The following is a 23,935-nucleotide window of genomic DNA, read 5'->3' as shown; positions in this document are numbered from 1 at the left end:
ACGCCTCGAATTTTTTTCCATTTCGATGCACGAAACCGGAGTCGCGGCCCCACTATTTGAGGTGACGACACCCCGGAGGCCGGCGATGCGACTGACCCTGCGAACCTTGTTGGCGTACCTCGACGACACCCTGCCCGGCGACGAGGCGAAGGCGATCGGCCAGAAGGTCGCGGAGAGTCCGACGGCGAAGGAACTGATCGAGACGATCAAGCGGGTCACCCGCCGCCGCCGGCTCTCGACGCCGCCGGCCGAGGGCGGCAACGGGTCGGACCCGAACACCGTGGCTGAGTACCTCAGCGACACGCTGCCGTCCGACCAGACGGTCGAGTTCGAGAAGCTCTGCCTCGACTCGGACGTTCACCTCGCGGAGGTCGCGGCCTGCCACCAGATTCTCACGCTGCTCCTCAGCGAGCCGGTCCGCGTGCCGCCAACCGCCCGGCAGCGGATGTACCGGCTCGTCACCGGTCCGGAGTCGCTGCCGAACAAGAAGCCGGGGAACACCGTCCCGGTCGGCGGCGTGCTGCCGGACGAGCCGCTGCCGAACGCCGACGACTCGGACGCCGCGTACCTGCTCGGCATGAAGGCTTACGGGCAGACGGAGAACCGCGGGCAGAAAATCGCCCAGCTCGCGATCCTCGCGGCGCTCGTCGCCGGGCTGGGGCTGACGGCCTACGCCGCGTGGCCGTCGGCCGCGAAGTCCGACCTGCCTCCGAAGCGACAGGAGATCGCGGCCGTCGTGCCCGCCAACGGGGAGAAGAAACCCGAGCCGCCGAAGGTCGAGCCGAAGGCGGAGCCGCCGGCCGTGCCGATGCCCGCGGCCGTGGACCTGTCGAAGGAAGAACCGGCGGTGGCCCCCGCGCCAATGGTCGAAGGCCCGCCGCCGATGGACCTCGTGCCGAAGCCGCAGCCGCCGAAGGAGGACCGCGTCACCCTCGGCGTGCTGGAAACGCCGGACCGCGTCGTCCTCGCCAACCGCGACGGCAAATGGGTCCGCGTCGCGGCGAAGGACCCGGCGCTGTTCTCCGCCGAGAAGCTGGTCGCGCTGCCCGGCTACAAGGCGAACTTCAAGACCGACAGCGGCGCGGGCGTCGAACTCTGGGGCAACCTCCCCGAGCAGCAGCCGATCCCGATCCTCGACACGGCGGTCACGTTCCACCCGCCCTACGACGGGTTCGACGCGGATTTGACATTGCACACCGGCCGCATCTACCTCACAGCGAAGAAGCCGACCGGCACGACCGTCCGCGTCCGCTGCCTCGGCGAAATCTGGGACGTGACGCTGCCCGACGACAAGGCCGACGTGGTGGTCGAGGTCACGCACCGGCTGATGCCCGGCCTGACGGCCGACGTGGACCCGAGCGAGAAGCCGCAGACGACGCTCCTGCTCGCGGTCCTCAAGGGCACGGCGAAGCTGAAGGCGCGGTACAAGCCGCTGCCGGAGTTGACGCCGAACGACGCCGTGACGTGGTCGAGCAAGGGGGCCGGCCTCGTCGGGCCGAAGAAGCTGCCCGGCCCGCCGCCGGGCCTGACGGCCGGGCTGTTCCCCCGCGCGCCGCTCCCGGCGAGCGAGACGCTCGGGCGGGCCGTGCAGGCGACGCTGGCCGAGTTCGCCGACCGGTTCCGCGACATGGAGTCGGTCCGCGTCCGGTTCGCCGAGATGTTCGCCGACCCCGGCCCCGGCGTGAACGAGACGATGACGGAGGCGGCGAAGCGGGCGGTGCGGCCGTGCGTCGCCGTGCTCGGCTACGCCGCCCTCGGCGACCTGCCGCCGGTCGTTGACGGCCTGATCGACGACGCCCGCCCCCGCGTCCGCGACGCGGCCGTGTACGGACTGCACGCCCTGGCCGCGACCTCGCCGGACGCCCTCGACCAGTTGACGAAGATTCTCACGGAGAAGAGCCGGCTCACGGCCGATCAAGCGAAGACGGTGGTGCGGCTGGTCCGCGGCGTCAGCGACGCGGAGCGGGCGGACCCGAAGGCGCTCGACCAGCTCGTCGAGCACCTGAACTCGCCGGCGCTGGTGATCCGCGAGCTGGCGTTCTGGCAACTTCTCAACGAGGTCGATCCGGAGGCCCGGTCGATGAAGGCGCTGAGCGGCTACGACGCGGCGGCCGGCCCGCTCGCCCGCGAGGGGTCGTTCAACTCGTGGAAGCGGCGGGTCGAGGACTTGAAGAAGAAGCTGCCGGAACAGAAGTAAGATCGTCTCGACGGCTCGGTCGCAATTCCTGGGATCGCGGGCGTCCCGCCCGCCTCGGCCCCAGCCGCGTAAGACAGGTCCCCGAAGTCGGGAAGGTGGGCGGGCGGGACGCCCGCGGTCCCAGGTAGGCAGATGCCACCGCGCTCACTCCAACACCACCTCCGTCCCCGGTCGGAAGTCGATGACCTCGATCTCGACCGACCGCTGGCCCTGCCACTCGTTCAACCGCGGGGTGAACACGAGCGAACACTTCCCGCCCGCGGACATGAGCTCGTCCAGCCTGTCGCCGAGGCCGAACGCCACGGCCCGGATCAGTGTCGTCCCCTGCCGCACGCGGAAGCTCAGGTGGCGCTCGCCGGTCCCGATGCGGCGGGGCACGCCGTCGATGGTCAGCCCGGTCGCGACGAACCGCGGCTTCGGGTTCTCCGCCCCGTAGGGTTCGAGCTTGTCGATGTCCTTGAGCAGGCCGAACGTGAGTGCCGACAAGGGAACCTCGGCGTCGAGGACGATCCGCGGCCGCGGCAGCCCGGCCGGGCACTTCTTCGCCACGGCCGCCGCGAATGCCTTCCGAAACGCCGCGAGGTTCGACGGCCGGACCTTCACCCCCGCCGCCGCCGCGTGGCCGCCGTAGCCCTCTAGCACGCCGTTGCAGTCCTTTAACACCTCGTGCAACTCGACGCCGGCGATCGACCGCCCCGAGCCGGTCGAGGGTTCGTCGTTCGGCCGCAGCGACACGAGGACCGTCGGCTTGCCGAACTGCTCCGCGATCCGCCCGGCGACGATGCCGACGACGCCCTGGTGCCAGTCTTCGGAGCCGAGGACGAGTGCGGAATCGGACGCGAACTTCTCCTGCTCGATCATCTCGCGGGCCTGCGTGCCGATCCGCCGTTCGAGCGTCTGCCGTTGCGAGTTGAACCCGTCCAGGCACTCGGCGATCTCGCGGGCCTTCACCGGCGACTTCGTGGTGAGCAACTCCACCACGAGCAGCGCGCACCCCAGCCGCCCGGCCGCGTTCAGCCGCGGGGCGAGCTTGAAGCTCACGTCCTCGGCCTTGATCGCGACATCCTTCAGTTTGCTGGCCTCGATCAACGCCTTCAGTCCGAGCAGCGGCTTCTTCGCGATGCGGTGCAGGCCGTGCTTGACGAAGATGCGGTTCTCGTCCCGCAGCGGCACGACATCGGCGACGAGGCCGAGCGCCGCCAGGCCGACGCAGTCGAGTAGCAGCTCGCGGAGTTCCGGCGTGACGCGCTCGTTGTTGCTCGCCCGCTGCGCGATGACCCACGCGAGCTTGAACGCGACGCCGGACCCGGACAGCCCGCCGAACGGGTAGCCGCCCGGCAGCCGCGGGTGGACGATCACGTCCGCCGCCGGCAGCTCGTCCTTCGGCTCGTGGTGGTCCGTGATGACGAGTTCGATCCCGACCCGCCGTGCTTCTTCCGCCTCGGCGACGGCCGTGATGCCGCAATCGACGGTGACCATCAACCCGACGCCGTCGGCCTTCGCCTTCTGGACCGCCTCGACGTTCAGCCCGTACCCCTCGTCGAGCCGGTGCGGGATGTAGAAATCGACGACCCCGCCGAGCTGCTCGATGATGCGAACGAGGACGGCCGTGCCGGTCACGCCGTCCGCGTCGTAGTCGCCGAACACGCGGATGCGGACCTTCTCGCGGATCGCGGCCGCGATCCGGTTCGCCGCGTCGGCGACGCCGGGCAGCGTCTCCGGCGGGTGCAGCGCCGTCAGCACGGGGTCGAGAAACCGCCTCGCCTCGGCGGGCTGCTTGATGCCGCGGTTGAGGAGCAACTGCGCGACGACCGGGGAAACCTGGAGTTCGCCCGCCAGCCGTCGGACGGCCGCGTCGTCGTGCGGGAGGAGATGCCACTGCTTCGCGACCGCTGCCACGCCCGCCCCTCGGAGGTGATGCAATTCTATCGGCCGCCGGCCGGGAAAAAGTGCTTCAAGATTCCGACGAATTCTGCCGAAGCAGGTGGCGGGGGATGGTGTCGGTGCGTGATGACGGGGGTTGAAGGAGTCTACGCCATGACCGTCACGACCTTACTTCTTACGGCCGCCGTCGCGACCGGCGGCGACCCGTGCCCGGAGCCGTGCGGGTGCGATTCGCCCGGCATCCTCGTCAGAATCCGCGCGAAGCTCAGCGCCGCGTCCTCCGCGTCCTGCGTGCCGTGCGGGACGCCGCTGTTCGCCGGGTTCACGACGACCTGCCACGAGCCGGCCGACCCGTGCGGCCGGCCGGGGTTGCTCACGCGGCTAAAGGCGAAGTTTCAGTCGGTCGAGACGTGCGCGTCAAAAGCCGGAACCTGCACGGCCGCGGCGGTAAGCTGTTCGACGACGCCCTCCGCCGCCGGGCCGATGAACTGCACCCTGCCGCCCGCGCCGGCACCTTCCGCGGCTGCGCCGGAAGCACCGAAGGTTATGGCGAAGCCGGAGAAGTAGTCACACGTCCTCGAACGGGAACAGCGGGCGACGGCGGTGGCGGTAGTACAGCCCCCGCATGTCGGCCGTCGTCACGCCCGGCGTGTTCACGCGGATCAGGTGCTTGCAGACCGGGGCGTAGGCCGCGACCGGCGCGTGAACGCCCTTCGCCACCAGCACGCGAAACGCGGCCGGGTCGAGGCCGCAGGACGCGACCTGGTTCAGGCTGAACGGGGCCATCCGGTTCGTCGTGAGAACCACCGTCAGCCCGGTGTCAGTCCGCACCACCGCCGTCGGCCCCTGGTCGAACGTGCGAAGCCCGCCGTGCCGGACCTGCGTTTCCTCGTACCGGCCGTCGCTCCGGCCGACGAGCGTAACGTCCGCGTCGAGCGGCGGCCCGTGCCGGTCGTCCGACTTCCCGCCGATTCGCAGGCGAACGCGGTCCCCGATGTTCAACGACGCGGTTCGTCCCACGGCTTCCGGGTCGGCGATGACGACGAGGCTCGGCCCCAGCTTCCGGGCGTGCAGTTCGTGCGCGAGGACCGTGCCGTCCGCCGGGGAACCGCCGCCGACGTTGTCGCCCATGTCGAGCAGGCACACCGGCCCCTCGAGCTGTTCGGCGCGATCAACGGCCTCTTTCACACCGACGAGTTGCCCCGCGAATTCTTCCCGCCGCTTCCACCACTCGTCGGCTAACTCGTTCGCCAACTGCTGGGCGAGCGCGGCATCGCCGTTCGTGACGGCGATCACCGCGGACCCCATCTCCGGCACGTCGGAGTACGGGAAGCCGTAGACCAGGCTGTTCGTCTCCGCGCCGCGGTCCCGTTGGTCGAGCAGCAGGTCCAGCAGCGGCCGCCACTGCGGTTCGAGCGTCGCCTGGCGCTCGATGTTCGCGGCCAGCGGCGGAAACGCCGCGGCCATCGTCGGGCGGACCTTCCCTTGCAGCGAGTGCGCCATCAGCGTCGCGGCTTCGATGCCGCGATCCTTCTGGTCGAGGTGCGGGTTCGTGCGGTACGCGATCAGGGCGTCGCACGCCGCGACCATCTTCGGCGACAGGTTCGCGTGCAGGTCGAGCGTGCCGACGACCGGCTTCGATCCTACCTTCTCGCGGAGAAGCGTCAGCCAGTGGCCGTCGAAGTCCGGGTAGCCGTCCGCGACGGCCGCGCCGTGCGGCGCGACGAGGTAGCCGTCCACCTCGCCGGCTCGGTCCACGGCCGCGAGCATCTGTCGCGTCAGTTCCTCGGCCGCGTCCTTCGCGATCGTGCCATACGGCAACGCGCGGGCCGTGAAGATCGGCACGGCCTCGATTCCTTCGCGAGCCAACCCCTCGAAGAACCCGCCGACCTCGTGGTGCGTGCCGGCCAGCTTCTCGCGGACGGCCTCCCCCTCGGCGAGCAGGTCGCGGCGGAAGTGGTCGAGCGTCGTCGGCGCGCCGATGAACGTGTTCGACTCGTGCAACAGGGCGACGATGCCGACGCGGTGGCTCATGACTTGGCCGCCGCGACGACGTCGATCTCGTACAGGATGCTGCCCGTCCCGAGGCAGCCGACGAGCGTGGTCCGGGCCGGGTACGGCTCCGCGAAGTACTCGCGGTACAGCCGGTTGTATTCGGCGAGGTCTTCTTGCTTCGCGAGGTACGACCGCACCTGCACCACGTCCGCGAGCGTCAGCCCGTCGGCCGCGAGGATGGTCTTGACGTGCCCGACGGACCGGCGGAACTCGGCCTCGAACGTGTCGTTGACGATGTTCCCGTTGGCGTCGGTGGACGCCTGCCCGGAGACGAAGACGAACCCGTTCGCCTTGACCGCGGGCGTGAACGGCAGCCGCGGCGGGCCGAAGGACGCGGGACGGATGGGGGTCATGAAGGCGGCCTCGTAGATTGGGCGAAGGCGAATCAACGGGTCAGGTCGCGGAGCATGTCACGAATTCGGTTCATCGTGGCTGCGTTGACGCGGCCGAACCGGGCGACGATAATCGACTGCGCGAGCGTGTAAACTTTGTCCACGCGGACACGGCTCGTCATCTTGAGCGTGCCGTCGTCGAGGTCGGCGGTGGTGATGTCGAAACTGTAGGCATCGCCTTGCAGGTTCGACGTTACGGCCACGCACACGAAATCGACGGTGGCCAACTGGTACGCCGTGTTGGAGATGACGATGACCGGCCGCCGGCGGGTCGATGACAGGTCGGTGAACGGCACCGGCACGAGGACGATATCACCTTGTCCCGGCGTCATTCCACACCTCGTCGTCAATCGGGTTGTCCCAGAAATCCGTTGACGACGCCGCGGCCGCGATCAGGTCGCGGCCGTCGTCCCGGTCGGGGGCGAAAACCATCACTTCGACGGTCGTGCCGGCGGGGAGCGGAACGGTCACCTCGACTGTGCCGTTCTTGCCGACGACCGCGTTCGCCTTGATAGCGTGTCCAGTCATGCCGCTCTCCTTTCGTTTATGGCACCGAGCCGGTGCGACTCCGCGCGTACTCCTCGATCTCTCGCATCGCCTGCTCGCCGTCGATCAGCCGTTCCGGGTGTTGGTCGGCTTCCGTCACCCGGTCGAGCAACAGCCGATGGTCCTCGGCTTCCCGCTCCTCGTCGGACGTGGCGTTCGTCGGCCCCGGCAGGTCGGCGTCGATGCTCGCCTCCAACCGGTCGGCGAGGGCGATCCGCTCCGTGAGTTCGAGGCCGAGCAGTTCTTGAAGCAGTTGACTCGCACGTTCGCTCATGACACCCTCTTTGTTAAAGCGTCGGCCCGATGTGCCACGGGGCGAACTCCTCCTCGCCGACGCCGTGCACCTCGCTCTTCGTCTTCTGCCCGCTCGCCACGGCCAGGACCGCCTCGAATATCTCCTTCCCGACCTCCTCGACCGGCACGCCGGCCAGCACCTTGCCGGCGTCGATGTCCATGTCCGAGATCATCCGCTCGTACAAGGGCGTGTTCGTCGCCACCTTCAGGCACGGGGCCGGCTTGCACCCGTACACGCTGCCGCGGCCGGTCGTGAACACGCACACGTTCGCCCCGCCGGCCACGATCCCGGTCATGCTCACCGGGTCGTACCCCGGCGTGTCCATCACCACGAACCCCTTCGAGCGGATCGGCTCCGCGTACGTCAGCACGTCCGTCATCGCCGTCGTCCCGGCCTTCGCGATCGCCCCCAGCGACTTCTCGTAGATCGTCGTCAGCCCGCCCTCCTTGTTCCCGACCGACGGGTTGTTGTTGATCTCCACGCCGAAGACGCTCGTGTACCACTCCCACCACTTGATCCGTTCGACCAGCTTCTCGCCGACGGCCTTGCTCGTGGCGCGACGGGTGAGGATGTGCTCCGCCCCGTAAATCTCCGTCGTCTCCGCGAGGACGGTCGTGCCGCCCTGCTGCACCACGAGGTCGGACGCGACGCCGAGGGCCGGGTTGGCCGTGATGCCGCTGTTCCCGTCCGACCCGCCGCAGTTCGTGCCGAGGATCAGGTGCTTCGCCGAAATGGGAACCCGCTTTACGTCGTTGACCCGCGGCAGCAGTTCGGCAATCGCCTTCACCCCGGCGTCCACCGTCTTCCCGATGCCGCCCTCTTCTTGAATGCTCAGCAGGATCGGCTTCTGCTTCGGCTTGCCGAGCTGGATGAGTTCGAGGTGCTCGTTCTCGATCAGGTGCGCGGCCTGGCCGGTCTCGCACCCGAGGCCGATGAGGATGTACGCGGCCACGTTCGGGTGGTTGGCGATGCCGGCGAGCGTGCGGTCGAGCTGCTTGTGGTCGTCGCCGCCGTAGGCCATCGCGCAGCCGTGCTTGTGGACGATCGGCACGACGCCGTCGATGTTCGCGTACTGGTTCAGCACGCCGCTCATCCGCAGCTTCTCCGCGACGTACTTGCTCGTCCCGGCCGAGCAGTTCACGGTGCTGATGATGGCGACGTAGTTCCGCGTGCCGTACCGCTGGTGTTCGGGGCGGACCGGGCCGCGGTCGTAGCCCATGAAGTTGCGGTACTCCGCGGGCGGGGCCGGCGGCGGCGGCGTCTGGCTGGCGAACGCGTAGTCCCGTTCGAACTTGCCGAGGACGACGTTGTGCGTGTGGACGTGCGTGCCCGGCTCCAGGGTCTTCCCGGCGAACCCGATGACCTGCCCGTACTTCGTGATCGCGTCGCCCTCCTTGATGGGGTGGACGGCGAACTTGTGGCCGGGCTTCACGAGCGTGGGAACCTTGAGCGTGCCGCCGTTGAACGTGACCTCCGTGCCGGCGGCGATGAGACGGCGGGCGACGGCGACGTTGTCGGCCGGGCGGAGGTGGACGGCGACTTCGGACAGGGCAACGGCCATGGGGGAGCATCCTTATCGTGAGGCGGCACCGGCGGAATGCTATCAGGGTACATGAAAAACCCCGCGGGGGGCAACCCGCGGGGTCGAGAGAGGGAGCGTCGGCCGGTCTACTTCCCGAGGTCGATAATCACGTCCTCGGTCCCGGTGATTTCTTTCTCGATCTTCGAGTTCTTCTGATCGTACTTGCCCTTCAACTGGTCCGGGCTGCCGGACGGGGCCAGGATGACGGCCACGCGGTACTTGCCCGGCGGAATCCCCTTCCCGTCCAACCCGGCGAGTTCAAACGACCCGGTGGCCGGGTCGGTAATCTGCGCGGGAATCTCGGTCCCGGCGTCGGTCGTCCCCATCTTGATGAAGATGACCTGCAAGCCTGGGTCGCCGGGCGGCAGCCCGGCGGCGTTAATGTCCAGCGGCAACCCGTTCTTAAGAACGCGGCCCTTCGGCTTCACACGGCCCTCGGCCGTCGCTTCCTTTCCCCCGCCGCCGCAGCCGACGACGGCAAATAGGACGACGCCGACTATGGCGAGACGAACGGCCGATGGACAGAGAGGTGATCGGATCATGGACGTTCCTCGTGGGTGAGATGAAACAACTCCGCCCCGACCCGAAGGCCGGAACGGAGTTGGTGTTTGGCAACGTTCGATCAGAAGTTCCCTAGCACGTTGCCGTCGGCCCGGTGGCCGAGTCGCCACCAAACGGACGTGTTCGCGCAAATGCCATTCGTGTCCGGGTTGCACTCGACGTTGTAGCTGATGAACCGGACCGACCCGTCGCCGAGGAGGGCGACGAACCCCCCCGTGTGAGAGCTGCCGAACCGGGTTTCGCCGTCTACGCCGATCGTGTCGGGTCGAGGAGCTAAGTCTGTCCGCCGCATGATGTCTTGGTCCCAGCCAGACGTGTACCCTTCGTTGTCGTCTCCTCGGAACGCGGCATCGGCCGGCCGACGCCGTTTGTCCGCCACGAGCAACACATTCGACGTTCCGTCGTTGAGGTCGTTCAAGCGGATCGGGCCACGCCGGCGGGTACCGGGCGTGCTGTCGGCCGAGTGATTGAAGGTTCGTACCAGTGCTCCGTTATCACCGCTGTTATTTGCGAATGAGGCCGCGTAGTCGGTTTGGGCGTGGCCGTAGGTCGTCGAGATCGTCGGGGCTGTCGGCACGTACCAGTTCGTGGCTTGAGAAATTACCGTGTTGGACCGCCGGGACGGGCAGAAATACGTCTTGATCGGAGTCGAGATGGCTTGTTCCATCTGTGCGCCGATAGTCGCCCGGCCACTGCCGGTGTAAACCGCGTTCTGCTCGATATAGGGTAGGATTTGGAAACCCCACCCGGCTCGTTGTTCGGTCACGTCCATCGGGGCTGCGGCCCCGGCCGTGATGGTCGGGATCACGCCGACGACAGGCGTGCCGTAGGTCGGGGCCATCGACCAGTGCTGACCGCCGGACGGCAGGAAGCCGGTCGTGTCGTTGTGCCCGTGCCACGCCAACCCGATCTGCTTCAGATTGTTGACGCACTGCGTCCGGGCCGCGGCCTCGCGGACCTTTTGCACGGCGGGGAGGAGTAACCCGATGAGGATCGCGATGATCGCGATCACGACGAGCAGCTCGATCAGCGTGAACGCCGACCGGCGGGGAGAGAACCTTCGCATGATGACCTCGACGAAAAAGAAGTGGAAAAGACGGGTGATTGCGAGTCACCACTTGAGACTATGACCAACCCGGAAATCCGAGTAAAGGACAAAATGTGACGAATTCTTAATTTGTGGGAACTTTTTCACGCTTTCGGTGTTGCCAACCGACGGGCCGATTCCGCCTGTTGTTCCACCCGTACCGGCGGCGCGCCTTCGGCCGGCGGGCAAATCGCTCTAACGCCGGTTGCGGGGCGGGGTTTCGACGCTAGAATGCGACGAACATAGCCCCGTCGATTTCTTCCCTTCGGCCCCCGGACTCGGGGCGGGCCGCGGGTTGAAAGGTCAGGTCATGGAAAAGTGGTTGTGCTACGCGGCCCTCGGCGTCGCGGCCCTGATGCTCCTGCTGGCCGTGCTCGACATCGCCATCGGCATCCCGTTCGGCGGCAGCCCGTTCATGCTGGTGGACGTGTTCCTCATCCTCGCCAGCGCCATCGTCGGCTACCTCGGGTTCAACGCCATGCGGGACCTCAAGTAAGCCCCTCAGTGCTCGTCCCGCCGGTCCTTCGCCAGTCGGATCAACTCGTCGATCAACCCCTCGGCCGTCGCGACGCTTGCGACGGAAATGTTCGCCAGCCCCAACTCCGTCACGGCCGCGGCCGTCAGCGGGCTGATCGCCACCAGCCGGACCTCGTCCCGCGCGATGCGGCCGCGGATCGTGTCGTCGAACAGCTTCGCCACCGCCCGCGCCACGTTCGGGCTGGTCAGCGTCACGTACCGAATCTCGCCGCGGCGGAGCGCGTCCAACACCTCGTGCCGCCCCTCGACGGCGTCGGCCTGCTCGTACACGACCACGTCGCCGACGGTCGCGACGGCGGACAACTTCTCCCGCAGCACCTCGCGGCCCTGCTTCCCGCGGGCGAGCAGCACCCGTTGGCCGCGGACGTGTTGGCCCAACTGCTCGGCCAACTGCTCGGCGGAGAACTTCGCCTCGGGCACGATGTCCGCGGTCAGCCGGTACTCCGCGAGGGCGGCGGCCGTCTTCGGCCCGACCGTGGCGAACTTCACACGACCGAAGACGCGCACGTCCCCGCCGGTGGCGAACACCCGCTTCATCAGCGAATGCACGCCGTTAGCACTGCTGAACACGAGCCAGTCCCACTTCCCATCTCGGACCTCCGCCAGTGCTGCGTCGACGGCGGCGGGGTCGGCGTCGCGGATTTCGACCGTCGGCAGGACGAACGGCACGCCGCCGAGTTCCTCGATGCGGCGGACCATTTCGCCCGCCTGGTGCCGCGGTCGGGTGATGAGGACGCGTTGGCCGAACAGCGGCCGCCGCTGGAACCACGACTTCTCGACGCCGTGGCCGACGGCGTCGCCCACGAGGATCAGGCCCGGCGACTCCAGCCCGGCGTGGCGGCGGGCTTCCTCCAGCGTGCCGAGCGTGGCCGACACGCTCCGCATGTCGCCGGTCGAGGCGCGTTCGACGATCGCCGCCGGCGAGTTGGGGTCGCGGCCGTGTTGGAGCAGTTGCTCGACGATCAGCGGCAGCCGGGAGATGCCCATGTAGATCGCGAGCGTGCCGGGGAACTTCGCCAGGACCTTCCAGTCGAGCCGGTTGCCGGGCTTCGACGGCAGCTCGTGGCCGGTGACGAGGGCGACGGCGCTGGAGTAGTTGCGGTGCGTCAGCGGCAGGTCGAGGTACGCCGCGGCCGCGAGCGCGGCCGTGACGCCGGGGACGATCTCGTAGGGGACGCCGGCGGCCCGGAGGGCGTCCGCCTCCTCGCCGCCGCGGCCGAAGACGAGCGGGTCGCCGCCCTTCAGCCGCACGACCCGCTTGCCCTTGCGGGCGTTCTCAATCAGGAGCGTGTGGATGTGCGGGTACTTGTCCGGGTGGTTGCCGGGCAGCTCACGGACGCAGACGGTCTCCGCGGCCGGGTTCGCGAAGTCGAGCAGCCGGCGGGGGACGAGTTGGTCGTAAAGTACGACATCGGCGGACGCGAGCAGCTCGGCGGCGCGGAGGGTCAGGAGGCCGGGAGCGCCGGGGCCGGCCCCGACGAGGAAGACCCGCGGTTCGGTGAAGTCGGACATATGGGAATGATACGGCGGCCGCCGTCACACCGCGATCTCCGCGTCGTCCGCCTCGTACTCTTCGTGGGCCGGCGGGAAGAACCGGCAGACCGCCACGCCGATCATGTACAGCCCGAACATCGGCACGAACAGGTACAGCATCGTCACCGCGTCCGGCGTCGGCGTGATGACGGCCGCGAACACCATCATGATGAGCAGCGCGTACCGCCACTTCGCCCAGTAGTCCTCCCACCCGAACGTGCCGAGCCGGTTGAAGAAGAACATCACCAGCGGCGTCTGGAACGACACGCCGAACACCAGCGGCAGGATGATGGCGAAGCTCAGCCACTCGTTCAGCCGGAGGTCCGGGTCGGCGTCGATCCAGTTGTTGAAGCCCAAGAGCGCCTTCACCGCGCCCGGCAGCACGATGAACTGGCAGAGCAGGATGCCGGTGATGAACAGCCCGATGCTGAACGGCAGGTACTTGTACACATACGCCTTCTCGTTCGGGTACATCCCGGCCGCGACGAAGGCCCAGATTTGGTAGAAGATCCACGGGCTGGCCAGCACGACGCCGCACAACAGCGACACCTTGAAGTAGACGACCAACGACTCCTGGGCGCTCAGCGTCGTGATGTGCTTCTTGCTCGCGAGCAGCGCCTCGCCTTCCAGGTTGTAGGCGTTCAGGTGCGCCGGATAGACCTGCACCGTCACCGCGACGTGCTTCACGTCCTTGTTCTTCGGCTCGCCGAACGCCTCCTTGAACGGCTCGACCGGGATGAGGAGGGGCAGGTCCCGCGGGGCGGCGATCAGCTTCTGTAACTCGTCGTCCGTCAGCGCGAGGAGGTCGTCTTCCTTGTCCTTCAACTTCTGACGGATGCGGGCCGCCTCCTCGGGATCGGTCGGCGCGACGGGGAGCTTGTTGAACAGGTGGCGGAGCTTGCGGAAGTAAAAGTTCCGCGCCTGCGTCTCGACCGGCTCGACGATGAGCTTCATCACCGGCCGGCCGACGCCGATCTGGTCGTACCCGGTGCTAACGCCGACGTAGTCCAGGACGAACCCGATGACCATGCAGAACAGCAGCCCCTTGATGGCGGCGAACAGCCGCGTGCGGAGCTCCTCGATGTGGTCGCCGAAGGACATCCGGCTGTCTTTGAAAATGTCGTCGTCGTCGGGCGTGGTCGCTCGAGGCATGGCACGGCACTCCGCGGGTTGGCGGCGAACCAACCGACGGCGAAGGTGCCTGGCAGGTTGGGGAAAAGATTGATCGGTTGTGCGTAATATAGGACGCCGGCCGGCCGGTTCCAAGTTCAACGGTCGCCCCGAACGCGCGGGCGGGCGGTCCCGTACTCGCCCCAACCCGCCCCGTTCCGCACGCCCTGCGATTTTGCCCGGCCGATGATGGACGTGAAGGACTCGAATCCCGTGAACGGAGACACGCCATGACCCGCCGCATCGTCACGTTGCTGGTGCTCGCCGCCGCCGGGGCCGGGTGCAAGAACATCGCCGGGCCGCTGGAGGCCCGCGGCAAGTCGCGGGCCGACCTGCCGGGGTACAGCATCGAGGAGCAGGAGCGGCGGGGCCGCGACCGGCTGGCGACGTTCGAGGACGACGCCCGGATCGCCCCGCACACGTACATCAACCGCCCCAGCCCGATCGGCCGGTAATACAATCTCCGTCACCCCACGGAGACGCCTCATGTCCCTCGGCTTCGCCATCGTCGGCTGCGGCATGATCGCCCGGTTCCACGCCCGCGCCCTGGTGGAAGTTCCGAACACGCACCTCGCCGGCCTCGTCTCCCGCACGAAAGCGAACGGCGAGAAGATGCTTGCGGAGCTGAACCACAAGCCGATCCCCATCGTCGCGACGGTCGAGGAGGCGGTGAAGCTGCCCGGCGTGGACGCGGTCGTCATCACGACGCCGAGCGGGGCGCACCTGGAGCCGGCGGCCGTGGCCGCCGCGGCCGGCAAGCACGTCGTCGTCGAGAAGCCGCTCGAAATCACCGAGGATCGGTGCGACCGAATCATCGCCGCGTGCGACAAGCACGGGGTGAAGCTCTGCACGATCTTCCCGTCGCGGTTCGCGGATTCGAGCGTGACGCTGAAGCGGGCGGTGGACGCGAACCGGTTCGGCCGGCTGACGCTCGGCGAGACGACGTGCAAGTGGTGGCGGTCGCAGGCGTACTACGACGACGGCGGGTGGAAGGGGACGCAGGCGCTCGACGGCGGCGGGGCGCTCATGAACCAGGCGATCCACAGCGTCGATCTGCTGTTGTGGATGATGGGCGACGCGGCGAGCGTCGTCGGGTTCACGGCCACGCTCGCGCACGAGCGGATCGAGGTCGAGGACACGGCCGTCGCGGCGATTCGGTTCAAGAGCGGCGCGCTCGGCGTCATCCAGGCGACGACGAGCGTTCACCCCGGCTACCCGAAGGTGATCGCCATCCACGGCGACAAGGGGAGCGCCGTCATCGAGCAAGAAGACGTGTTGCGGTGGGACTTCTCCCCTCCCCTGCCGGCCGACGACGAGGTGAAGGCGAAGTTCGCGGCGAAGGTCGGGGCGAGCGGCGGGGCGGCCGACCCGAAGGCGATCAGCCACGAGGGCCACCGCCGCCAGCTCGCGGACTTCGTCGAGGCGATCCGCGGCAACCGCCCGCCGGCCGTGGACGGCCGCGAGGGCCGCAAGGCCGTGGCGCTCATCCGCGCGATCTACGAGAGCGACCGCACGGGGCGGGCGGTGCAACTGACATAACGCTGACAGTCGCGAACCTTTTTCAGGCTTCCCCCTCTTTCCTCCCGTCCCGTCCGTTTCTGCTGACCCGTCGTCGAGCGGTAGGAGGACGCATCGAGGAGGATTCCCCATGAAGAAGATCGTACTGCTCACGGTGGCCCTGGCGCTCGTCGCCGCCGGCCGCGCCGGCTACCGCACCTACGAGAGCGACGTGCAGCCCTACGTCGAGAAGGCGACGCAGCTCGCCGAGCGGGTCCGCGGCGGCGTCGAGGCGAACCCGGTCCCGATCGTGATCGCCCTCGGCACGTTCCTGCTCACGGTCGTCTACCACAAGGCGAAGGGCAAGTCGTTCCGCGAGTCGGTCGAGGTCGCCGCCACGCGGGTGACGGTCGTGCCCGCCCCGGCCGCCGCGGCGTTTCAGCCGGAGAACGTCGTCCTGAAGCGGGCGCACGCCCGCGCGACGCGGACGCAGTTGCTCGCCGACCAGATCGGGCTGAAGAACCGGCTGGCGAAGCTGCCGCCGCAGGTCGTGCAGGCCGAGAAGGACGCATGCTTCGCCGAGAAGGCCGTCGCGGACGCGAAGGCGATCCTCGGCGAGAAGCACAAGGTCCGCAACCAGACGGCGGCCCGGCTGGAGGCGCTCCAGAAGGAAGTGGCGACCGGCCAGGCCGAGTTGGCCGAGATCGACGCCGAGCTGAAAAAGCTCGCGGAAGTGATCTGACCGAAGCCCGTGCGAGACCCGCACGGGCTTCTTTATTTTTTCTTCGGCATTGGCTTCGTCGCGGCCGTGCCCGCCTTCCACACGTCCACGGCGACATCGTTCTTCTGCGACGCACCGGGGGTAGACCGGCCGTCCGCGACCTGCTTGTCGAGCATAGCGAGGAGCCGCGTCACCGTCCCCGGCTCGTCGGCCTCGCGGTTCTTCATCTCGCCGATGTCCTGCTTCAAGTTGAAGAGTTGCTGCTTGGGGAGCGTGCTCGCGTCGTCGCGGTTCGGCCGTGGGGCACTCCACCCGCCGGAGCCGGGGCAGAGGCAGAGCTTCCAATCGCCGTCGCGGATCGCGAACGATCCATTTATGGAATGGTTCACGATGCTGGCGCGGAGCGGGCCGGACTGATTCCCGGTCAGGACGCCGCGGATGCTGAAGCTGTCCTCGCCCGCGGCGTCCGGCACGGCCGCGCCGCCGACCTCGCAACAGGTGCGGAAGACGTCGGTCAGGCACACGAGGTGATCCGACACCTGCCCCGGCGGCGCGACGCCGGGCCACCGGGCGAGGAACGGGACGCGGTGGCCGCCCTCGAAGATGTCGGCCTTCGTGCCGCGGTAGACGTGGCTCGGGTTGTGGCCGAGTCTCAGCAACTCCGGGAAGTCGGCCTGCGGCGAGCAGCCGTTGTCGCTCGTCACGATCACGAGCGTGTCCTTCGCGAACCCGTTCTTCTCCAGCGCCGCCAGCACGTCGCCGACCACGGCGTCCGTGTGCATGACGAAGTCGGCGTAGGGGTTCAGCTTGCTCTTGCCGTCCCAGTCGTCGGTCGGCAGGATCGGCGTGTGCGGCGCGGTCAACGGCAGGTAGAGGAAGAACGGCTTGCCCGCCCCCTTCCGCGACGCGACGTACTCGACCGCCTTGTCCCGCAGCTTCGGCAGCACGTCCGCCGCGTCGAAGCCGGGGGCGGTCGGCCCCTTGCGGTTGCGGCCCCTCCCCGGCCGGCCCTTCATCATCGCGAAGTCCTTGTCCTCCGTCGGGTTCGCCGCCACGCGGTCGTTTTCGAGGAACGTGTACGGGACCATGTCGAGGGACGCGCTGATGCCGAAGTAGTAGTCGAACCCGACGGCGAGCGGCCCGCCCGCAAAGGGTTGGTCGTACTCGACGTTGAACACCTGCTCCCGCGGCTCGATGTTCAACTCGGACACCTGCTTGCCCGGCTTCAGCGTCCAGTCGAGGCCGAGGTGCCACTTCCCGACGCAGGCGGTGTGGTAGCCCTGCTTCTTGAGCAAAGACGCGATCGTTTCCCGGCCCGGTGCGATGAGCCGCGGCGAGAGGCCGCCGAGGACGCCGTTCTGGAGCTTCGTCCGCCACGCGTACCGGCCGGTGAGCAGGCCGTACCGCGTCGGCGTGCAGACGGCGGAGCCGGAGTGCGCGTCGGTGAACCGCACGCCCTCGGCCGCGAGCCGGTCGAGGTTCGGCGTCGGAATCTTGCCGGCCGGGTTGTAGCACTTCACGTCGCCGACGCCGAGGTCGTCCGCGAGGATGACGACGACGTTCGGCGCGGCCGACGCGGCGGGCGCGAGGACGCACGCCAGGAGTGGGAGGAGGAGTCGCAACATGGGAGAGGTTCCGGCGGGTTACGTGCCCATCGCGTGGTAGCCGCAGTCCACGTACAGGACGTGGCCGGTGACGGCGCTGGCGAGCGGGCTGCACAGGTAGAGCGTGCTGTTCGCCACCTCCTCCGGCCCGATCGCCCGGCGGAGCGGCGAGTGCGACGCGACGTACTCGATCTGTTGGTCCATGTCCGGCTTGATGGCGCGGGCCGCGCGGCTGGCGTAGGGGCCGGCCGAGATCAGGTTCACGCGGACGTTCTTGTCGCCGACGAACCACGCCAGCTGCTTCGCGTCGATCTGCAACGCCGCCTTCGCCGTGCTCATGCCGCCGCCGTAGTGCGGGATGACGCGGTCGCCGCCGATGTACGTCAGCCCCACGACGCTCGCCCCGCCCGGCCGGTTCGCCATGAACGGGGCCGCGTGCCGCACCATGCTGATGAGCGAGTAGCTGCTAATCCCCATCGCCTCGGAGTACGCCTCGCGGCTCGTCTCGATGATCGACTTCGTGATCTCGCGGCTGAAAGCGATGGAGTGGATGAGGATGTCGATTCCGCCGAACTGTTGGCCGACGGCCTCGACCGTCCCCTTGATGCTATAGTCGGAATACCTCGCGTACCGGCGGTCGGTCTTCACGCCCTCCGGCACTTGCTCCATCGTGTCGTAGTTCGCGTCGCAGGCGAACATCTTCTCGACCTTCAGCTCGCTGCCGTCCGGCAAGATTCGCGACTCGCGGTCGGCGTCGCGGGTGAGGATGCTCTCGACGATGCCGTACATCCGCGGGTGGACGGCCAACACGACCTTCGCCCCGGCCGCCCTCAGCGCCTTGCTGATGTACCACGCGAAGCTCTGGTTGTCGCCGACGCCGGAGACGAGGGCGGTCTTGCCGGACAGGTCGAGGGAATACATCGTCGCGGACCTCGGAGGGGAAAACAGTCTTCGTGCGGAGAGTTGTAGCGAAAACCAGCTCCCACGGCGGACGGCCGCGGTTCAATCGCGAAACTTGAACCTCGTTTCCGAAGATTGGGTGGAAAATGGCCGTCCGGTCTGCGCAACCGCTACAGTCGGCGCAGTTTCACACCCGGTTCGCGGGCATCTCATCAATCGAAGTCTGTCGGCGCGGTTCCTGCTCTAGATTGAAGTTGGTGTAGTCCGCGACGGAGGCAGAACCATGTACCGGCGACTCTTGATTCTCGGCGTGTTAGCGGCGCTCCTCGGCACGGCCGGGTGCCGCCATTGCTGCAAGAGGCCACTGTTTGGCAGCCGGAACCGCGACCTTCCGCCGCTACCACGCGAGAGGGACGACGTGCTCATCCCGCCGCCGACCGGCGGGCTGCCCGCGCCGCGGACCGTGCCGGCCGATCCGACTTTGCCGCCGCCCGCCATCGGCTCCGAGCCGAGCGGCAGTCGGTTCCGCCCGGAAACGGTCTACCCCGATCCGCTGCTGGAAGTCCCGGCCATTCCCAAGAAGGAAACCGGCGAGCCGCCGGCCGTCATTCCCATCCCCGAAGGCGTGTCGTCCCGGAAGCCCGCGACCGGTTACTCGGATCGCACGAACGCGCCGACCGGGCTGCCCGGCTACGCCGCCGTCGGCGACCGGATCGCGACCGGGCGGAAGCCGACGGTCGAGGGGCTGGACCGGTTGCGAAGCACGGGTTACAAGACGGTCATTTACCTTCACGACTCCGGAAAGGACGTGTCCGCGACGCGGGAGCTGGCCGAGAAGAAGGGCCTGACGTTCATCAGCGTGCCGGTCACCGCGACGACGCTGAAGGAGTCGTTCAGCAAGTTCGTTGAAACCGTCGGCGACAAGTCGAACCGCCCGGCCTACGTCTTCGACGACGACGGCGTGCGGACCGGCTCCTTGTGGTATCTCTACTTCCGCACGGTCGAGTCCTACAGCGACGACACGGCCCAGGTGAAGGCCGCGCCGCTCGGCCTCCGGGACGCCACCGGGGACGAGAAGACGAAGTTCCTGCTCGCCGTTCAGGACTACCTGTCGAAGCGATAAGATGCCGGGATGACCCCCGACTTCGGCCCCACGTTCCCGCTCGCGCCGGCGATATACCCGTCGTCGGTGTTTTGCATTCCAGACCTCGACGCCGTTGACGCGATCTACAACGGCTCGGCCACCGGCTTCATCTACGCACGCGACGGCCACCCGAACGCGGCGATGCTCTCCGACGAGCTACGCGCCGCACACCACGCCGCCTGGGGCCTCGTCACCGCGACCGGCATGGGCGCGATCACCGGGCCGCTGCTCGCACTGCTCTCGAGCGGCGACCGCGTCGTCGCCGGGACCGGCATCTACGGCCGCACGGCGAAACTGCTCCGCGACGAGTTTCCCCGGTTCGGCGTGACGACGACGTGGGTGGACACCAACGACCTCGACACGGTGAAGGCCGCGCTGGCGTCGCCTACGAAGCTCGTCGTCGCGGAAACCATCTCGAACCCGCTCTGCCGCGTCGCCGACATCCCGGCCCTCGCCGAGATCGCACACGGGCACGGGGCGAAGCTGTTCATCGACAACACGTTCGCCACGCCGGTCCTGTGCAAGCCGCTCGACCTCGGCGCGGACTTCGTCATGGAGTCGCTGACGAAGATGATCGGCGGGCACAGCGACGTGATCCTCGGCTTCGTCTGTGGGAAGGACGCGGTCGGCAAGGCGAAGGTCGAGTCGTCGGTCAGCACCTGGGGCATGGCCGCGAACGCCTTCGAGTGCTGGCTGACGACCCGCGGCCTCGCGACGCTCGACCTCCGGATGCACGCCGCCACCGCGCACGCGGCGAAGCTGGCCGTCTGGCTCGCGGTGCAGCCGGCGGTGAAGCGGGTCGTTTACCCCGGCCGGCCGGACCACCCGGACTTCGCGCTCGCGAAGCGGGTGCTGCCACACGGCGCGGGGAACATGCTCTGCTTCGAGCTGGCCGACCGGGACGCGGTGAACCGGTGGATGTGGGCGACGCCGGGCGTGCCGTTCTGCCCGTCGCTCGGCCACCACGCGACGACGTGCAGCCACCCGGACACGACCAGCCACCGGTTCGACCCGCCGGCGGAGAAGATTCGCAAGGGGATCACGTCGGGCTTGGTCCGGCTGTCCGTCGGGTGCGAGCCGCTGGACCACCTCCTCGCGACGATGGCCGCCGGGATGCGGGAAATCGCGTGACCGGCCGCTACAATTCCCACACTCTCCGCACATGCCTTCAGGAGCCGTCATGGCCGAGCCGTACAAGATCGTGGTCGGGCTGGAAGTCCACGTGCAACTGCTGACGAAGACGAAGCTCTTCTGCGGCTGCCCGAACAAGTTCGGCCTGCCACCGAACTCGGCCGTCTGCCCGGTCTGTCTCGGCCTGCCCGGCTCCTTGCCCGTCATGAACTGCCGGGCGTTCGACCTCGCGCTGAAGGCCGCCCTCGCGCTCAACTGCCGGATCGCGTCGCACCCCGGCCAGAAGGCCGGTTTCACGAAGTGGGACCGCAAGAACTACTACTACCCGGACCTGCCGAAGAACTATCAGATCAGCCAGTACGACCTGCCGTTCAGCCACGACGGCCACCTGGACATCAACGTCCACCCGGACCCGAAAAAAGGGTACACGGCGAAGCGGGTCGGCATCATCCGGGCGCACCTCGAAGAGGACGCCGGCAAGAACGTCCACGACGAGTCCGGCCGCGGCGGCGACACCCGCGTGGACCTGAACCGTACCGGCACGCCGCTGTTGGAGATCGTCTCGCACCCGGACATGAACGGCCCGGAGGAGGCCATCGCGTACCTGGAAGAGATCCGCCTGATGCTCCGCGAACTCGGCGTGTCCGACTGCGAGATGCAAGAGGGCAGCCTGCGGTGCGACGCGAACGTGAACGTCCACGTACCGAAGGCCGACGAGCCGAAGGGGTACGCCGCGACGCCGCTGGTCGAGATCAAGAACCTAAACAGCTTCCGGGCCGTCGGCCGGGCCATCACCCACGAGGCGAAGCGGCAGTACGAGCAGTTCCAGAAGGACCCGGCAGGGTATCGCATCGACAAGCTGTTGAAGACGACCGCCGGGTGGGACGACGCGAAGGGCCGCACCGAGGTGCAGCGGCACAAGGAGGAGGCGGCCGACTACCGGTACTTCCCGGAGCCGGACCTCGTTCCGGTGATCGTCTCGAAGGAACAGCTCGACGCCGTCAAGGCGACGATGGGCGAGCTGCCGCAGGCCCAGCGGGCGCGGCTGCAATCGCAGTACGGGCTGACGCCGGCCGACGCCGAGGTGTTCGTGGCGAAGGGCCGCAAGACGGTCGCGTACCTGGAGGAGGTGGCGAAGCTCGTCGGCGACGGCAAGGCGGCCGCCAACCGGATCAGCGACCTCGTCTTCCCGGCGCTTAACGAGCGGAAGGAGGAGATCGACGAGTTCCCGGTGTCCCCCGCCGCCTACGCCGACTTCGTCAAGCAGACCGGCAGCCTCAACAAGCAGGACCGGGTGGACGTGTTCAAGATCGTGCTGGAGAAGGGCGTGTCGGTCGAGGAAGCGAAGAAGGCTGTAGGGATCAAGGAAGTTGACGAGCCGGCCTTGCGGGCCGCGGTGACGGCGGCCGTGGCCGCGAACCCGAAGGCCGTGGCCGACTTCAAGGGCGGCAAAGACTCGGCAAAGATGGCGATCGTCGGGTTCGTGATGAAGAACAACAAGGGCGCGCCGAATGACGTGGTGCGGAAGCTGGTAGACGAGGAACTGGCGAAGGCGTGAGGGCTAAACATGACGAACATGACGTTGGAGCAACGAGTCGAGTCACTAGAGAGAGCCGTTCTGGAACTGAGGGCTGGGGGCACGACCGGGCCGTCGCTGGTGCAGCGGTTGGCCACTGCCCCACCCTTGTCGGGCGAGGAACAACTCGCGCTCGAAGAGATGGCCGCTTATGGCCGGTACTATCGACAGACGGGTAAAGAAGCCCCCCCCGACTGGAAGCCCGGCGACCCGATCCCAGAGCCGGACGAGGAATGGTGTCCGCGATGACGTTCCTGTTAGACACCGACCACGTCAGCATCCTCGAACGCCCCGGCACGCCGGAGTACGCCGCCATTCTTGCCAAGATTGCGGCCCAACCCGTCGGAGAAGTTGGCGTGTCGGTGGTGAGCTACCAGGAGCAATCGAAGGGTTGTAACAACCTCATCAACCGGGCGACGAAGCCATATGAGTTGGTTGCCGCCTATTCACTTCATTACCGCGTCATCGACTTCTTCCGGTCGTTCCCGCTCGTCCCGTTCGACTTGGCGGCCGCCACCGAGTCCGACCGGTTGCGGACGTTGAAACTCGGAGTCGGCACGATGGACCTCCGCATCGCGGCCATCGCCGTCTCGCGAGGCATTACCGTCGTCACCCGGAACACGGCCGACTTCGGGAAGGTGCCGAACCTGTCCTTCCAGGACTGGACGAAGTAGGGGTCACTTCGCCGCGACGTACTTCTTGATCTGGAACTTCGCCCCGTCGCCTTCCATCCACTTCTTGAACTCGTCCTTCATGTGCGCGTTGAAATCGCCATTGCCGGCGAACGGGGCCGGCTTCCACCCGTCCTTCTGCGTCATCCCGAGCTTCACGAACGTCTGGTACGGCGGCGGCACGTCCCTGTCGGCGGCCGTCCAATCGGCTTCCAGGATCGTTTGCAAGATGAGCTTGCTCTCGTCCGTCGGGAGGTTCTCGGTCCGCACCGTCGTCCCGGTGAGGGGCGTGCGGTACTTCGCCACGAGTACGCCGGCCGCGAAGTAGGCGTCCTTCTTCTCCTTCGCCTTGAGCGCCTTCATCGGGTCGGCGAACACGGCGACCGCCTTCTTCACCGTCTCCAGGTCGGCCTTGTAGGACTTGGCGGTCGCGTCGAGCGGCTGGGTGTTGTAGTCGAACGAGTAGAACGCCCCGTCGTGGTGCTTCCGGAGGAAGAACACGCCCTCGGCGTTCTCCTTGAAGTCGAACGTCGTCACCCCCCGTCGCCCGCCGACGGGCTGGAAGCCGATCTTGATGTGCGTCTCGTTCGTCTTGCCGGCCAGCGTGTCCTCGACCTTCACGACGGCGACCTTGTAGCTCACCTTCTGCGGCGACCCCGGATACTGTGCGACCTCCACTTCCTCCTTCTCGACGGCCGTGACCTTGCCGACGACGACGAGGTCGGCCGCGGCGCGGGTCGCGACGCCGGGCGGCGGGGCGACCTTCAAGAGCGCGAACGCCGGGGTCACAACGAGCACCAATAGCAGGGCGGCGGACGCGAACCGAGCCATGATCGAACCTCACGCTAGGGG

Annotated in this window: 24 protein-coding genes; 10 read left to right on the top strand and 14 right to left on the bottom strand. The window is 67.9% G+C overall.

What is annotated here, in order from left to right; genetic code table 11:
- The first annotated feature begins 85 nt into the window (after positions 1 to 85).
- The gene (locus AC5JJ2_RS09490; protein ID WP_495857739.1) at positions 86 to 2,197 is read left to right on the top strand and encodes a hypothetical protein; all 2,112 of its coding nucleotides are present in this window, start codon (positions 86 to 88) and stop codon (positions 2,195 to 2,197) included.
- Between the two features lie 144 nt (positions 2,198 to 2,341).
- Here the strand turns inward: AC5JJ2_RS09490 and recJ are convergent, their stop codons facing one another.
- The gene (gene recJ / locus AC5JJ2_RS09485) at positions 2,342 to 4,096 is read right to left on the bottom strand and encodes a single-stranded-DNA-specific exonuclease RecJ (RefSeq protein WP_495857738.1); all 1,755 of its coding nucleotides are present in this window, start codon (positions 4,094 to 4,096) and stop codon (positions 2,342 to 2,344) included.
- A 138-nt stretch (positions 4,097 to 4,234) separates the two neighbouring features.
- On the opposite strand from recJ, the gene AC5JJ2_RS09480 reads away from it, so the two are divergent.
- Positions 4,235 to 4,648, top strand: a complete 414-nt coding sequence (locus AC5JJ2_RS09480) for a hypothetical protein (RefSeq protein WP_495857737.1) — start codon at positions 4,235 to 4,237, stop codon at positions 4,646 to 4,648.
- Here AC5JJ2_RS09480 and AC5JJ2_RS09475 read toward each other — a convergent pair whose 3' ends face one another.
- The 8 genes from AC5JJ2_RS09475 to AC5JJ2_RS09440 form a co-directional block, all read right to left on the bottom strand.
- Entirely contained in the window at positions 4,649 to 6,115 is a 1,467-nt protein-coding gene (locus tag AC5JJ2_RS09475) for a M81 family metallopeptidase (protein ID WP_495857736.1), read from the bottom strand. It lies immediately after the preceding gene.
- Positions 6,112 to 6,489: a RidA family protein gene (locus tag AC5JJ2_RS09470; RefSeq protein ID WP_495857735.1), complete on the bottom strand. Its 378-nt coding sequence runs from the start codon at positions 6,487 to 6,489 to the stop codon at positions 6,112 to 6,114. Before AC5JJ2_RS09470 ends, AC5JJ2_RS09475 begins: the two co-directional genes overlap by 4 nt.
- Before the next feature lie 32 nt (positions 6,490 to 6,521).
- Positions 6,522 to 6,860: a type II toxin-antitoxin system PemK/MazF family toxin gene (locus AC5JJ2_RS09465; RefSeq protein ID WP_495857734.1), complete on the bottom strand. Its 339-nt coding sequence runs from the start codon at positions 6,858 to 6,860 to the stop codon at positions 6,522 to 6,524.
- On the bottom strand, positions 6,841 to 7,056 hold the full coding sequence (locus tag AC5JJ2_RS09460) for a DUF2281 domain-containing protein (protein WP_495857733.1): 216 nt from the start codon (positions 7,054 to 7,056) through the stop codon (positions 6,841 to 6,843). The genes AC5JJ2_RS09465 and AC5JJ2_RS09460 overlap by 20 nt, the downstream gene beginning before the upstream one ends.
- A 16-nt stretch (positions 7,057 to 7,072) precedes the next feature.
- Positions 7,073 to 7,348, bottom strand: coding sequence for a hypothetical protein (locus AC5JJ2_RS09455; protein WP_495857732.1), 276 nt, complete (start codon positions 7,346 to 7,348; stop codon positions 7,073 to 7,075).
- A 13-nt stretch (positions 7,349 to 7,361) separates the two neighbouring features.
- Entirely contained in the window at positions 7,362 to 8,930 is a 1,569-nt protein-coding gene (locus AC5JJ2_RS09450) for a UxaA family hydrolase (RefSeq protein ID WP_495857731.1), read from the bottom strand.
- 107 nt (positions 8,931 to 9,037) lie between these two features.
- Positions 9,038 to 9,493 (bottom strand): hypothetical protein, encoded by a 456-nt coding sequence (locus tag AC5JJ2_RS09445; protein WP_495857730.1) that lies wholly within the window; start codon positions 9,491 to 9,493, stop codon positions 9,038 to 9,040.
- Positions 9,494 to 9,573: 80 nt separating this feature from the next.
- Positions 9,574 to 10,578, bottom strand: a complete 1,005-nt coding sequence (locus AC5JJ2_RS09440; protein WP_495857729.1) for a DUF1559 family PulG-like putative transporter — start codon at positions 10,576 to 10,578, stop codon at positions 9,574 to 9,576.
- Between the two features lie 331 nt (positions 10,579 to 10,909).
- Between AC5JJ2_RS09440 and AC5JJ2_RS09435 the strand changes: the two genes are divergently transcribed.
- Positions 10,910 to 11,095, top strand: a complete 186-nt coding sequence (locus AC5JJ2_RS09435; RefSeq protein WP_495857728.1) for a hypothetical protein — start codon at positions 10,910 to 10,912, stop codon at positions 11,093 to 11,095.
- Between the two features lie 5 nt (positions 11,096 to 11,100).
- On the opposite strand, the gene cobA is transcribed toward AC5JJ2_RS09435, so the two are convergent.
- Both cobA and tatC read right to left on the bottom strand, forming a co-directional pair.
- Positions 11,101 to 12,648, bottom strand: a complete 1,548-nt coding sequence (gene cobA / locus AC5JJ2_RS09430) for a uroporphyrinogen-III C-methyltransferase (protein ID WP_495857727.1) — start codon at positions 12,646 to 12,648, stop codon at positions 11,101 to 11,103.
- Positions 12,649 to 12,672: 24 nt separating this feature from the next.
- Positions 12,673 to 13,821 carry a twin-arginine translocase subunit TatC gene (gene tatC / locus AC5JJ2_RS09425; RefSeq protein WP_495857726.1) on the bottom strand — a complete coding sequence of 383 codons (1,149 nt, stop codon included), beginning with the start codon at positions 13,819 to 13,821 and terminating at the stop codon, positions 12,673 to 12,675.
- 248 nt (positions 13,822 to 14,069) lie between these two features.
- Here tatC and AC5JJ2_RS09420 point away from each other — a divergent pair, with 248 nt between their 5' ends.
- The 3 genes from AC5JJ2_RS09420 (at position 14,070) to AC5JJ2_RS09410 (ending at position 16,078) form a co-directional block, all read left to right on the top strand.
- Positions 14,070 to 14,294 carry a hypothetical protein gene (locus AC5JJ2_RS09420; RefSeq protein ID WP_495857725.1) on the top strand — a complete coding sequence of 75 codons (225 nt, stop codon included), beginning with the start codon at positions 14,070 to 14,072 and terminating at the stop codon, positions 14,292 to 14,294.
- Positions 14,295 to 14,325: 31 nt separating this feature from the next.
- On the top strand, positions 14,326 to 15,378 hold the full coding sequence (locus AC5JJ2_RS09415) for a Gfo/Idh/MocA family protein (protein WP_495857724.1): 1,053 nt from the start codon (positions 14,326 to 14,328) through the stop codon (positions 15,376 to 15,378).
- Between the two features lie 109 nt (positions 15,379 to 15,487).
- Positions 15,488 to 16,078, top strand: a complete 591-nt coding sequence (locus tag AC5JJ2_RS09410) for a hypothetical protein (RefSeq protein WP_495857723.1) — start codon at positions 15,488 to 15,490, stop codon at positions 16,076 to 16,078.
- A gap of 32 nt (positions 16,079 to 16,110) precedes the next feature.
- On the opposite strand, the gene AC5JJ2_RS09405 is transcribed toward AC5JJ2_RS09410, so the two are convergent.
- Both AC5JJ2_RS09405 and AC5JJ2_RS09400 read right to left on the bottom strand, forming a co-directional pair.
- Positions 16,111 to 17,682 carry a sulfatase family protein gene (locus AC5JJ2_RS09405; RefSeq protein WP_495857722.1) on the bottom strand — a complete coding sequence of 524 codons (1,572 nt, stop codon included), beginning with the start codon at positions 17,680 to 17,682 and terminating at the stop codon, positions 16,111 to 16,113.
- Positions 17,683 to 17,700: 18 nt separating this feature from the next.
- On the bottom strand, positions 17,701 to 18,582 hold the full coding sequence (locus AC5JJ2_RS09400) for an SDR family oxidoreductase (RefSeq protein WP_495857721.1): 882 nt from the start codon (positions 18,580 to 18,582) through the stop codon (positions 17,701 to 17,703).
- Between the two features lie 262 nt (positions 18,583 to 18,844).
- Between AC5JJ2_RS09400 and AC5JJ2_RS09395 the strand changes: the two genes are divergently transcribed.
- The 4 genes from AC5JJ2_RS09395 (at position 18,845) to AC5JJ2_RS09380 (ending at position 23,086) form a co-directional block, all read left to right on the top strand.
- Positions 18,845 to 19,684: a fused DSP-PTPase phosphatase/NAD kinase-like protein gene (locus AC5JJ2_RS09395; RefSeq protein ID WP_495857720.1), complete on the top strand. Its 840-nt coding sequence runs from the start codon at positions 18,845 to 18,847 to the stop codon at positions 19,682 to 19,684.
- Positions 19,685 to 19,693: 9 nt separating this feature from the next.
- Complete coding sequence (locus tag AC5JJ2_RS09390) at positions 19,694 to 20,836, top strand: trans-sulfuration enzyme family protein (RefSeq protein WP_495857719.1); 1,143 nt, start codon at positions 19,694 to 19,696, stop codon at positions 20,834 to 20,836.
- 31 nt (positions 20,837 to 20,867) lie between these two features.
- On the top strand, positions 20,868 to 22,394 hold the full coding sequence (gatB, locus tag AC5JJ2_RS09385; RefSeq protein ID WP_495857718.1) for an Asp-tRNA(Asn)/Glu-tRNA(Gln) amidotransferase subunit GatB: 1,527 nt from the start codon (positions 20,868 to 20,870) through the stop codon (positions 22,392 to 22,394).
- A 263-nt stretch (positions 22,395 to 22,657) separates the two neighbouring features.
- Positions 22,658 to 23,086, top strand: a complete 429-nt coding sequence (locus AC5JJ2_RS09380) for a type II toxin-antitoxin system VapC family toxin (RefSeq protein WP_495857717.1) — start codon at positions 22,658 to 22,660, stop codon at positions 23,084 to 23,086.
- A gap of 3 nt (positions 23,087 to 23,089) precedes the next feature.
- Here the strand turns inward: AC5JJ2_RS09380 and AC5JJ2_RS09375 are convergent, their stop codons facing one another.
- On the bottom strand, positions 23,090 to 23,914 hold the full coding sequence (locus AC5JJ2_RS09375) for a hypothetical protein (protein ID WP_495857716.1): 825 nt from the start codon (positions 23,912 to 23,914) through the stop codon (positions 23,090 to 23,092).
- Between the last annotated feature and the right edge of the window lie 21 nt (positions 23,915 to 23,935).

Source organism: Limnoglobus sp., from assembly GCF_059499385.1.
Note: the sequence above shows the minus strand (reverse complement) of the source record. Positions and strands in the feature narration are given on the sequence as shown.